Source organism: Bacillus sp. FSL M8-0077, from assembly GCF_038050255.1.
GTDB classification, from domain to species: Bacteria; Bacillota; Bacilli; order Bacillales; family Bacillaceae; genus Bacillus; species Bacillus altitudinis.
The window spans coordinates 2,163,072-2,175,142 of the sequence record NZ_JBBPAF010000001.1 but is presented as its reverse complement, the minus strand read 5'-3'; the positions used below and the strand labels follow the sequence as shown (position 1 = coordinate 2,175,142).

The window sequence follows — 12,071 nt, the reverse complement described above, 5'->3', positions numbered from 1 at the left end:
CATGCAGCAATCAAAAGAACAGCGAGTACACGGTGTATTTGAAAAAATTTATAAAAACTATGACCAAATGAACTCTGTCATTAGCTTTAAACAGCATAAAAAATGGCGCGATAAAACAATGAAGCTCATGAATGTTCAAAAAGGAGCCAAAGCACTAGATGTATGCTGCGGAACTGCCGATTGGACAATTGCGCTTGCAGACGCTGTTGGAGAAACTGGCGAGGTCAAAGGTCTTGACTTCAGTAAAAATATGCTGAGTGTTGGCGAAACGAAGGTGAAAACAGGCGGCTACAATCAAATTGAGCTGCTCCACGGCAACGCAATGGAGCTTCCTTTTGAGGACAACTCATTTGATTATGTCACAATCGGTTTTGGCCTTCGAAATGTCCCTGATTACTTAACAGTGCTAAAGGAAATGACACGAGTGGTAAAACCCGGTGGAATGGTTGTCTGCCTTGAAACATCACAGCCTGAGATGATTGGGTTTAAACAAGGGTATTATGTCTATTTCAAATACATCATGCCGCTCTTTGGCAAGCTGTTTGCCAAAAGCTATCAGGAGTATTCATGGCTTCAAGAATCAGCCAAAACGTTCCCTGGCATGAAAGAACTGGCGTCTCTTTTTGAAGAGGCCGGTCTATCTGATGTCTCGTATCATCCATTTACAGGCGGTGTAGCAGCAACACATATCGGAAAGAAGATTTGAATAAACGATATTTGGGTGAAAATAATGAAACTAAAAGCAATGATTTCTTTTCTAAATCATGATATCGATATAATTGAAAAAGAGCTTGAACAAACAGTTCGCTCTGATTATGCATTATTAAGTGAAGCCGGTCTTCATTTGCTGCAAGCGGGCGGAAAACGAATCCGCCCCGTTTTTGTTCTCCTTTCAGGCATGTTTGGTGACTATGATATTAATAAAATTAAATATGTAGCCGTAGCGCTTGAATTAATTCATATGGCATCACTTGTCCATGACGATGTCATTGATGATGCAGAACTGAGAAGAGGAAAACCGACGATTAAAGCAAAATGGGACAACAGAATTGCGATGTACACGGGGGATTACTTATTTGCAAGGTCACTCGAGTACATGACGAAAATCAATCACCCAATGGCACATGAAATTTTGTCAAAAATGGTCGTCGAGCTCTGTCTTGGGGAAATAGAACAAGTCAAAGATAAATACAACATGGACCAAAATCTTCGTACATATTTAAGAAGAATTAAACGAAAAACAGCCTTGCTTATTGCAGGCAGCTGCCAATTAGGTGCGATTGCAGCTGGAACAGATGAAAAAACACATAAAGCCCTTTACTGGTTTGGGTACTATGTTGGTATGTCGTACCAAATCATTGATGATGTCCTTGATTTTACATCAACTGAAGAAGAATTAGGCAAGCCTGTTGGTGGGGACCTTTTACAAGGAAATGTCACTCTTCCTGTTTTATATGCACTTCAGAACCCGACATTAGAAAGTCAGTTGAAGCTGATCAATAGTGGAACGACAGAAAAGCAGCTGAAGCCTGTGATTGAACATCTCAAACAAACAGATGCGATCGACCGTTCCATTCGAGTGAGTGAAATGTATTTGAAAAAAGCATTTGAACAGCTCGATCAACTTCCGCGCGGGCGGGCTAAATCTTCATTAGCGTCGATTGCAAAATATATTGGTAAACGAAAATTCTGATCAACGTTTCGTTGGTTGGTTTTTTTGTGAAATTTTTTGTCAAAAATTGATTATTATAAAAAAAAATGATACGATCACTTTGTAACAATGTAAGCCTATACATACATAACGACGGGGTGGAAAACGTATATGGACAAAACATTTCTTATGGTCAAACCTGATGGTGTGGAAAGACAATTAATCGGTGAAATTTTGTCAAGATTCGAAAAAAAGGGGCTTCAGCTTGTTGGAGCAAAGCTCATGAGCATTCCAAAAGAAGTAGCAGAAACACATTACGGAGAGCATAAAGAAAAACCATTTTTCGGTGAATTGGTTGACTTTATTACGTCAGGACCTGTATTTGCGATGGTATGGCAAGGTGAACAAGTCGTAGACGTAACAAGGCAGATGATCGGAAAGACAAATCCGAAGGAAGCGCTCCCAGGAACGATCAGAGGCGACTATGGATTAACTGTTGGCAAAAATATTATCCATGGCTCAGACTCACCAGAAAGTGCCGAAAGAGAAATCAACCTTTTCTTTAAACAAGAAGAACTGACAAACTGGGATCAAACGATCTCAAGCTGGATTTATTAATGTTCAAGCCAAAGTGTTCATCAAATGATCACTTTGGCTTTTTTATATTGAGATTTCTATACGAATTTTCGCATGAGATGATACAAATTTATGATAAAAACAGCTATACTAGGACAAAGATAGATGAGACAGGAGAGGACATTGATGGATCAGTATCAAGTATTTGTTGGGAAATGGAAAAAACTAACTGGGGTAGATCTGAACTTATATAAAGAAGCACAAATGAAACGAAGATTAACATCCCTTTATGATAAAAAAGGATATAAAGATTTTGAGGCATTTGCGTCTGCTCTTGAAAAGGACAAAGCGCTATTAGATGAAACGATGGATCGAATGACGATCAATGTGTCAGAATTTTACCGAAACTATCAGCGCTGGGAAGTACTTGATCAAAAAATCCTGCCGCTTCTTTCAAAAAACAGTGGCACCCTAAAAATATGGAGTGCAGCTTGCTCTACTGGAGAAGAGCCGTATACACTCTCAATGCTGCTATCAAGCCATCCGCTTGTGAAAGACTTCCAAATTATTGCAACGGATATTGATGATAAAGTCTTGCAATCCGCGCAAAAAGGAAGATATCATGAACGATCTTTGCAAGAGGTGCCAGATCAAATCAAGCAAAAATATTTCACCAAAGAAGATTCTTCATTTTACACGGTGAAGGATGAGATTCGAAAGCACATTCAATTTAAGAAACACAACCTTTTAGCAGATCCATATGAAAAACAGCTGGATCTCATCGTGTGCCGAAATGTCCTCATCTACTTTACAGAAGAGGCGAAAGAAGAAATTTACTTAAAAATGAGCAGCAGTTTAAAGCAAAATGGCGTATTATTTGTTGGTTCTACAGAACAAATTTTTCACCCAGAAAAGTTTGGATTAACCTCTGCTGATACTTTCTTTTATCAAAAGAAGGGGTAATAGCTGACTTTTTAGTAGGAAGTGTGTTATCATAGTTTTACTTAAAAGCGTTAATGCGATGAAGGGAGAATAAGTCATGAGGTACTTAACAGCAGGTGAATCACATGGTCCACAACTGACCACAATTATTGAAGGAGTTCCAGCGGGACTTTACATAGAGCAGGATGACATCAATTATGAACTGGCTAGAAGACAAAAAGGTCATGGCCGCGGAAGAAGAATGCAGATTGAAAAAGACCAAGCGAAAGTGTTAAGTGGTGTTCGCCACGGGAAAACATTAGGTTCTCCTATTGCACTTGTTGTTGAAAATAATGATTGGAAGCACTGGACAAAGGTCATGGGTGCAGAGCCGATTACCGAAGAAGAAGAGAGTGAAATGAAGCGTCAAATCTCTCGTCCAAGACCAGGGCATGCGGATTTAAATGGTGCAATTAAATATGGTCACCGTGATATGAGAAACGTATTAGAGCGCTCATCAGCACGCGAGACAACGGTTCGTGTAGCAGCAGGTGCAGTAGCGAAACAAATTTTGGCTCACCTTGGAATCAAAGTGGCTGGTCACGTCCTTGAAATTGGTGGAGTAAAAGCTTCCCATACCGCTTATGAATCTATTGAAGATTTGCAAAAAATAACAGAAGAATCACCTGTTCGCTGCTATGACAGTGAAGCTGGTCAAAAAATGATGGATGCCATTGACGAAGCGAAGAAAAACGGCGATTCAATTGGCGGTATTGTCGAAGTCATCGTTGAAGGGATGCCGGTTGGAGTCGGCAGCTATGTGCATTATGACCGCAAACTGGATAGCAAGCTTGCAGGTGCAGTACTTAGTATCAACGCTTTTAAAGGAGTTGAATTCGGTATTGGCTTTGAGGCGGCTTCTAAAAATGGCAGTGAAGTTCATGATGAAATCATTTGGGATGAAGAAAAAGGCTATACGAGAAAAACGAACCGCTTAGGTGGTCTTGAAGGCGGAATGTCAACTGGCATGCCGATCGTCGTAAGAGGGGTTATGAAACCAATCCCAACCTTATACAAACCATTGCAAAGCGTGGATATTGAAACAAAAGAACCTTTCTCTGCAAGTATTGAGCGTTCTGACAGCTGTGCTGTTCCAGCCGCAAGTGTTGTGGCAGAAGCAGTCGTTGCATGGGAAATCGCCAATGCAGTGGTTGAGCAGTTTGGTCTTGATCAAATTGACCGCATTAAAGAAAATGTGGACAAAATGCGCCAGCTTCAGAGGGAGTTTTAATGAAAACACTGGAAGTGAAGACGTCTTCAGCCACTTATCCTGTATATATCGGTGATGGGATTAGACACAATATCGTAGACTTGATTACTTCCACTGGACGATCCTACACGAAGCTTTTCATCGTGACAGATTCTGCCGTCGATGCCCTTTATGGAGATGAAATGGTTCAATTACTTAAACAGAAATGGTCTGTACAAAAAGTGGTGGTACCAAACGGAGAACAATCAAAATCGTTTGCGCAGTTTGAGCAGATTCATACGAAAGCCATCCAATTTCAACTCGACCGCTCCTCATGCATCATTGCATTAGGAGGCGGGGTGATTGGAGACTTGGCTGGCTTTGCTGCTGCCACTTATATGAGAGGCATTGATTTTATTCAAGTACCGACCACGCTGCTTGCACATGATAGTGCAGTCGGCGGAAAAACCGGAATCAATCATCCGCTCGGCAAAAATTTAATTGGTGCGTTTCATCAACCGGCAGCTGTCATCTATGATACAAGTATGCTAGAGACACTCTCACCAATAGAACTAAGATCAGGCTTTGCTGAGGTGATAAAACATGCACTGATTTCAAATGAAGTCTTTTTATCAGAACTGATGTCCATTCGTTCGTTGACAGAATTATCAAAGGATGAACTGGCACATATGCTTTATCAAGGGATTCAAGTGAAAGCATCCATTGTTCAAGAAGATGAAAAAGAACAAGGTGTGCGGGCATACTTGAATTTAGGTCATACACTAGGTCATGCCATTGAAGCGGAGTATGGATACGGTGCGATTACGCATGGAGATGCCATTGCAATTGGCATGCAGTTTGCTTTATATGTCAGTGAAAAAGAGCAAGGACTCAGCCTAGATCGTGAGAAACTTAAAGTGTGGATGAAAGAACTAGGGTTCCCAGTACAAGTCACACAAACGATTTCAACCAAAACATTTGTCGATCGCATGATTGGTGATAAGAAGGCAAGAGGTGGGAGTGTTCAATTTGTTTTGCTAAAACAAGTTGGAGACGTCACCCTGCAATCTTTCACAAAAGATGAGCTGTATCACTGGCTCGAAGAATGGAAACGGGAGGAGGGCTGTCTATGATGTTTCGCGGGATACGCGGGGCTACAACTGTGACAGAAGATACTGAAACAGAAGTGTTAACCAAAACGAAGCAGCTGCTAGAAGCGATCATTTCAAAAAACCAAGTAGATCCAGAGCGTGTCGTGCAGATCTTGATTTCAGCTACACAAGATATTCACTCCGTTTTTCCAGCAAAAGCACTCAGGCAGTTTGAAGGATGGACCTATGTGCCTGTCACTTGTATGCAAGAGCTTGACATTGATGGAGGTCTAAAGAAGTGTATTCGCGTTTTAATGACCGTTCAGACAGATGCCAAGCAGGAAGACATACAGCACGTATACTTGGAAGAGGCTGTCACGCTTCGGCCTGATTTACAGTTGACAAAAAACAAGGAATTATAATACGATATGAAGAGCCGAAGTTTACACACAGGTGTGAACGGCATTGCAAGCTTAGAGAAGATGAGAATGAGACTAGGGTAGTTGAGATGAGTAGAGTTGAGCAGAGATACGATACTTCTATTTAATCATACTGCCTAAAAGAGCGAAGCCTCTTTTAGGCTTATTTCGTATACTCAAACAAATCCTCAAGATGTCCCCTCATTCTCCTTAATTCCATTTAAGGAGTGTGCTTATGAAATACCAATCAAACCTTACCCAATTTTTAAGAGACAGTCAGTTTTACAAAACCATCCCGATTGTTGAAACCATTACAGTTGATACGCTCTCACCCATTCAAATTGTCGAGAAACTGAAACAGGATATTGTGTATTTGCTAGAAAGCAAAGACGAATCTTCTAGCTGGTCGAGATATTCCTTTATCGGATTACATCCTTTTTTAACATTACATGACGAGCAAGACCATTATATTGCTCGTGACGCTGCGGGAAAGTCAGTGATGCAAAAAGCGGAGCTGAAAGAGTTGCTTGACTGGATGAAAGAGCAATATCAAATCAAGACACCTGAAATTGATATCCCATTTACTGGCGGAGCCGTAGGGTACTTAAGTTACGACCTCATTCCTAACATTGAGCCGTCTGTCAAGCCGCATCCGAATGCATCAACAACAGATAATTGCACATTATTTGTTTGCCAAACAATGATCGCATTTGATCATGAAACAAACCAAGTTCATTTTATTCAGTACACGCAGCTGAACGGTCATGAAACAGAGGAAGAAAAAATTCTGGTTTATCGAGAAAATCAAAAGCAGCTTGAACTGATGGTACAGCAGCTTCATACAAAAATTGATATGAAAGAACTGATTATCTCAGGGAATATGAATGAACCCCCTTCGTTTGAACAGGTGACGTCTACCTATGAAAAAGCAAAATTTTTAAAGGATGTCGAAAAAATCAAGGAGTATATTCGAGCGGGTGATATCTTCCAGGGTGTACTTTCTCAGCGTTTTGACATTCCAGTGACCGTGAGCTCATTTGAATTGTATCGTGTGCTTCGGATTGTCAATCCATCACCGTATATGTATTTTATGAAATTAAAAGATCGAGACTTAGTCGGAAGCTCGCCAGAACGATTAATCCATGCGAAAAACGGTCACTTAGAAATCCATCCAATTGCTGGTACAAGAAAACGAGGAATGACAAAAGAAGAAGATGATGCACTAGCAAGAGAGCTGCTCGATGATGAAAAAGAAAAAGCAGAGCATTACATGCTGGTGGATCTGGCTCGAAATGATGTGGGACGTGTGGCAGAATACGGCAGTGTGTCTGTCCCAACTTTTACAAAAGTTGTGAACTTTTCGCACGTCATGCACATTATTTCTATTGTGACAGGAAAGCTGAAGCAAGATACACATCCAGTAGACGCGCTTATGTCCGCTTTTCCAGCAGGCACATTGACAGGCGCCCCAAAAATTAGGGCGATGCAATTATTAAACGAAATGGAGCCTGAGCCAAGAGAGACGTATGGCGGCTGTATTGCCTATATTGGTTTCGACGGCAATATCGACTCCTGTATTACCATTCGCACAATGAGCGTTAAACATCAGACTGCTTCTATACAAGCAGGTGCCGGCATTGTCGCTGATTCCGTTCCCGAAAACGAATGGGAAGAGACGTGCAATAAGGCAGGAGCACTTCTAAAAGCCATTCAGCTTGCTGAACATATTTTCTCAGAAAAGGAGAGTGTGCCAAATGAATCAACGACTATCAGCTCTTGTTAATGGAGGAAAACTATCAGAAAAAGAAGCGTATGGCCTGATGCATGATATGATGAGCGGCTCGTTAACAGATGCTGAAGTCGCTGCTAGTCTATCTATTTTAGCGCATCGAGGAGAAACCGCCGAAGAAATGACAGGCTTCGTGAAAGCCATGAGACAGCATGCAGCACCGGTAGAAAGATCACTCGATGTCGTTGATACGTGCGGTACAGGAGGCGATGGTTTATCAACATTTAATATATCAACAGCCGCCGCCATCGTTGCTTCAGCTGCTGGGGCGAAAATCGCCAAGCACGGAAATCGTTCCGTCTCCTCTAAAAGCGGGAGTGCTGACGTGCTAGAATGTCTTGGTATTCAAATTCAATCCACACCTGAAGAAACAAGACGGCAAATACAGCAGAAAAACATGGGCTTTTTATTTGCACCGCTCTATCATTCTTCGATGAAACAAGTAGCCGCCGTACGCAAGCAGCTTGGATTTCGGACGGTATTTAACTTATTAGGACCGCTTTGCCACCCGATGCAGGCCAAAAAGCAAATCATCGGTGTATATGCAAAAGAAAAGGCAAGGCTCATGGCGAAAGCTCTTGCTCCTTTAGAGCCAGAACATGTCCTGTTTGTTTGCGGAGATGATGGGCTGGATGAATTAACCATTACAGCAAATTCATACATCATTGAACTCAAAAAAGGTGTCATGACGGAATATACGTTAAACCCAGAAGACTTTGGACTTGAAAAAGGGCATTTATCAGACATTCAGGTCCAATCACCAGAAGAAAGCGCCAAATTGATTCAGAATATATTGAATTATCAAGCAGGAGGAGCGCCGCTTCATATTACAGCGCTTAATGCTGGAGCCGCATTATATGTGGCAGGAAAAGCAGAGAGTCTGATGGCGGGCACAATGAAAGCATTAGAAACGATCAAAAACGGATCAGCTAAAGAACAATTAGCGCGTCTAAAACAAAAAACGAAAGAGGAAGAGATCTATGCTTAATCAAATTATCGATCGTAAAAAAGAACATGTGCAAACCTTGCAATTACCTGAGGATGGACATTATGAAAGACGATCATTTAAAGAAGCCCTTATAAATCCTCACCGCTCGATTGGACTGATTGCTGAGGTGAAAAAAGCGTCTCCTTCCAAAGGAATCATTCAGCCTCATTTTGATCCTTTACAGACAGCGAAAGCATACGAAGCATCAAATGCAGATTGTTTATCTGTCTTAACGGATGAACCGTTTTTCCAAGGGAAAAACGAATATTTGTCTCTTATTAAAGAACACATCACACGTCCTATTTTAAGAAAAGATTTTATAATTGACTCTATACAAGTAGAAGAGTCCAAACGGATAGGGGCAGATGCCATTTTATTAATTGGAGAGGTGCTTGAGCCGCAAAAGCTGTATGAACTCTATACAGAAGCGAAAGAAAAAGGACTGGATGTCCTCGTTGAAGTACATGCAGCACATACACTAGAAAAGATCTTACACCTATTCACTCCTGAGATCATCGGCGTGAACAACCGGAATCTCAATACGTTTACAACAACAGTTGAACAAACAAAAGAGATCGCGCCACTTGTTCCAAAAGACGTATTACTAGTCAGTGAAAGTGGCATAAAGACATTTGATGATCTGACCTTTGTGAAACAGAACGGAGCAAACGCCGTTCTTGTTGGTGAATCTTTAATGAGGGAACAATCACAGGAGAAAGCCGTTCAGGCATTGTTCGGAGAATGAATAGGATGCCTTATTTAAAATATTGCGGGGCTGTCTCACAAGAGGATGTCGCATGCATCTCACAATCTCAAGCGGATGCTATCGGTTTTATCTTTGCCCCGAGTAAAAGACGAGTTCATCCAGATCAAGTGAAACACTGGCTGTCACAAGTAAAATGCAAAAAAGAGATAGTGGGTGTATTTGTGAATGAAAAAACACCAAAAGTTTGCGAGATCACAAACAACCTTCCTTTAGATATTGTGCAGCTTCATGGCGATGAGACGCCAGAAGATGCAAATGACATCAAACAGCAAACGAAGGCTCTCGTTTGGAAAGTGTTCCATCACGAGCCCGATGTAAACGAAACACTTGAACATATGACGGCATTCGCTCCAAGTGTCGATGGTTTTCTCATTGATGCGAAAGTAAAAGGAGTGAGAGGCGGTTCTGGAACAGCTTTTGCATGGGAGGCGGTGCCTTCATATGTTCAGCATGCAAAACAACTGGGGAAAACTTGCGCCATTGCTGGCGGGATTACGCCAGGTACCATAACAGATCTGCTTGCTTTTGGCCCAGACGCCATAGACCTTTCAAGCGGTATAGAAGAAAACGGGAAGAAAAGCAGTACAAAGATGAAAGCGCTCGAAGAAAGGATGTTGAACCATGTACGCATATCCAAATGAGATTGGCAGATATGGAGAATTCGGGGGGAAATTCGTTCCTGAAACGCTCATGCAGCCACTAGAAGAGATCGAACAAGCTTTTCGTGAATTAAAAGAAGACCCTGCTTTTCAAAAGGAATATATATCGCTTTTGAAAAACTATTCAGGCAGACCTACTGCACTCACATACGCTGATCAATTATCGGCATATCTCGGCGGTGCTAAAATCTATTTAAAAAGAGAAGATTTAAACCATACAGGCGCTCATAAAATTAACAATGCCCTGGGGCAGGCTCTGCTAGCAAAAAAAATGGGTAAATCAAATATCATCGCCGAAACAGGAGCAGGTCAGCATGGGGTAGCTGCTGCAACAGTGGCGGCAAAATTCGGTTTATCCTGCACTGTATTTATGGGAAAAGAAGATGTGGAAAGACAATCTCTCAATGTGTTCCGAATGAAACTGCTCGGTGCTGAAGTGATACCTGTCACAAGTGGGAACGGAACATTAAAGGATGCAACCAATGAAGCCATCCGTTATTGGGTCCAGCATTGCAGTGACCATTTTTATATGATCGGCTCAGTCGTTGGACCTCATCCGTATCCTCAAATCGTCAGTGAATTTCAGCGGATGATCGGAGATGAGGCAAAAGCGCAGATACTGGAAAAGGAAGGGCAGCTTCCTCATAAAGTCGTTGCCTGTGTTGGCGGCGGGAGTAATGCGATTGGAATGTACCGGGCGTTCTTAGATGAAGAAGTCGATATCATTGGTGTAGAAGCTGCTGGGAAAGGAATCGATACTCCGCTTCATGCAGCGACCATCACGAAAGGGACAAAAGGTGTCATACATGGATCTTTGACATACTTGATCCAAGACGAATTTGGTCAAATTATTGAGCCTTATTCGATTTCAGCTGGATTAGACTATCCGGGGATCGGACCAGAGCATGCGTACTTGCATGCGAGCGGCCGGGTTCAATATGTGAGTGCGACAGATCAAGAAGCACTAGATGCGTTAAAACTGCTCACAGAAAAAGAAGGAATCCTGCCAGCAATCGAATCTGCACATGCTTTAGCAAAAGCGTTTGAGATGAGTCAAAACATGAGAGAAGATGACATTGTCCTTGTCTGCTTGTCAGGCAGAGGAGATAAGGACGTGCATACATTAATGAATGTGCTTGAAAGTGAGGGTGAAACAAAATGATCACATTTCAATTAGAGCAAGATGAGAAATTATTTATTCCATTTATTACAGCGGGTGATCCATCAGAAGAGATCACCATTGATTTAGCCCTCGCGCTTCAAGCAGCAGGGGCACATGCAATTGAACTAGGTGTGCCGTATTCCGATCCGTTAGCGGACGGCCCTGTCATTCAAAGAGCTTCTAAAAGAGCACTTCATCATGGTATGAATATCGTAAAAGCGATAGAATTAGCAGGAAAGATGAAAAAAAACGGCGTAAAAATTCCTGTAATTCTATTTACGTATTATAATCCTGTGTTACAATTAGACACAGAATACTTTTTCGCTTTACTGCGCAAAAATCATATTTCGGGACTCTTAACACCCGACTTGCCTTTTGAAGAGAGCAGCGAGCTGCAGAAGAACTGTCAAGCACACGACATTTCATATATATCACTCGTTGCACCAACAAGCAAGGAACGATTAGAAAAAATTGTAGAGCAGGCAGAAGGTTTTGTGTATTGTGTTTCATCTCTCGGCGTCACAGGTGTCAGACAATCTTTCGACGCATCGATTACAGATTTTATTCAACAAGTGAAACAGCTGAGCCAAATACCGGTTGCAGTAGGTTTTGGCATTTCAACAAGAGAACAAGTAGACTCAATGAATAAAATTAGTGATGGTGTCGTTGTAGGCAGTGCGCTTGTCAAAAAAATTGAAGAGCTTCAAGAACAATTAGTAGTAAGTGATACACGCCAAGAGGCTTTAAGAGAATTTGAAACATATGCAAAAACATTTAGTCCCCTCTATTCATTCAAATGA

At 41.7% G+C, this 12,071-nt stretch carries 13 protein-coding genes; all 13 read left to right on the top strand.

Annotated features, from left to right (window positions below):
- Window position 1: 1 nt before the first annotated feature.
- The 13 genes from NST57_RS11095 (at window position 2) to trpA (ending at window position 12,071) form a co-directional block, all read left to right on the top strand.
- On the top strand, window positions 2-706 hold the full coding sequence (locus NST57_RS11095) for a demethylmenaquinone methyltransferase (protein ID WP_341298565.1): 705 nt from the start codon (window positions 2-4) through the stop codon (window positions 704-706).
- A gap of 24 nt (window positions 707-730) precedes the next feature.
- Entirely contained in the window at window positions 731-1,693 is a 963-nt protein-coding gene (gene hepT / locus NST57_RS11090; RefSeq protein WP_272511669.1) for a heptaprenyl diphosphate synthase component II, read from the top strand.
- Between the two features lie 129 nt (window positions 1,694-1,822).
- Entirely contained in the window at window positions 1,823-2,269 is a 447-nt protein-coding gene (ndk, locus tag NST57_RS11085) for a nucleoside-diphosphate kinase (RefSeq protein WP_142155381.1), read from the top strand.
- A 144-nt stretch (window positions 2,270-2,413) separates the two neighbouring features.
- Window positions 2,414-3,190: a CheR family methyltransferase gene (locus NST57_RS11080; RefSeq protein WP_008344547.1), complete on the top strand. Its 777-nt coding sequence runs from the start codon at window positions 2,414-2,416 to the stop codon at window positions 3,188-3,190.
- A gap of 76 nt (window positions 3,191-3,266) precedes the next feature.
- On the top strand, window positions 3,267-4,439 hold the full coding sequence (gene aroC / locus NST57_RS11075; RefSeq protein ID WP_341298564.1) for a chorismate synthase: 1,173 nt from the start codon (window positions 3,267-3,269) through the stop codon (window positions 4,437-4,439).
- Window positions 4,439-5,530 (top strand): 3-dehydroquinate synthase, encoded by a 1,092-nt coding sequence (gene aroB, locus NST57_RS11070; protein ID WP_341298563.1) that lies wholly within the window; start codon window positions 4,439-4,441, stop codon window positions 5,528-5,530. The genes aroC and aroB overlap by 1 nt, the downstream gene beginning before the upstream one ends.
- A complete protein-coding gene (gene aroH / locus NST57_RS11065) occupies window positions 5,527-5,910 on the top strand; it encodes a chorismate mutase (RefSeq protein ID WP_341298562.1) in 384 nt (127 codons plus the stop codon). The genes aroB and aroH overlap by 4 nt, the downstream gene beginning before the upstream one ends.
- A 232-nt stretch (window positions 5,911-6,142) precedes the next feature.
- The gene (gene trpE / locus NST57_RS11060) at window positions 6,143-7,690 is read left to right on the top strand and encodes an anthranilate synthase component I (protein WP_341298561.1); all 1,548 of its coding nucleotides are present in this window, start codon (window positions 6,143-6,145) and stop codon (window positions 7,688-7,690) included.
- Window positions 7,662-8,684: an anthranilate phosphoribosyltransferase gene (gene trpD / locus NST57_RS11055; protein ID WP_142155376.1), complete on the top strand. Its 1,023-nt coding sequence runs from the start codon at window positions 7,662-7,664 to the stop codon at window positions 8,682-8,684. The genes trpE and trpD overlap by 29 nt, the downstream gene beginning before the upstream one ends.
- A complete protein-coding gene (trpC, locus tag NST57_RS11050; RefSeq protein ID WP_142155375.1) occupies window positions 8,677-9,429 on the top strand; it encodes an indole-3-glycerol phosphate synthase TrpC in 753 nt (250 codons plus the stop codon). Before trpD ends, trpC begins: the two co-directional genes overlap by 8 nt.
- Window positions 9,426-10,091: a phosphoribosylanthranilate isomerase gene (locus tag NST57_RS11045; RefSeq protein WP_142155374.1), complete on the top strand. Its 666-nt coding sequence runs from the start codon at window positions 9,426-9,428 to the stop codon at window positions 10,089-10,091. Before trpC ends, NST57_RS11045 begins: the two co-directional genes overlap by 4 nt.
- The gene (gene trpB / locus NST57_RS11040; protein WP_142155373.1) at window positions 10,072-11,271 is read left to right on the top strand and encodes a tryptophan synthase subunit beta; all 1,200 of its coding nucleotides are present in this window, start codon (window positions 10,072-10,074) and stop codon (window positions 11,269-11,271) included. Before NST57_RS11045 ends, trpB begins: the two co-directional genes overlap by 20 nt.
- Complete coding sequence (gene trpA / locus NST57_RS11035) at window positions 11,268-12,071, top strand: tryptophan synthase subunit alpha (RefSeq protein WP_341298560.1); 804 nt, start codon at window positions 11,268-11,270, stop codon at window positions 12,069-12,071. Before trpB ends, trpA begins: the two co-directional genes overlap by 4 nt.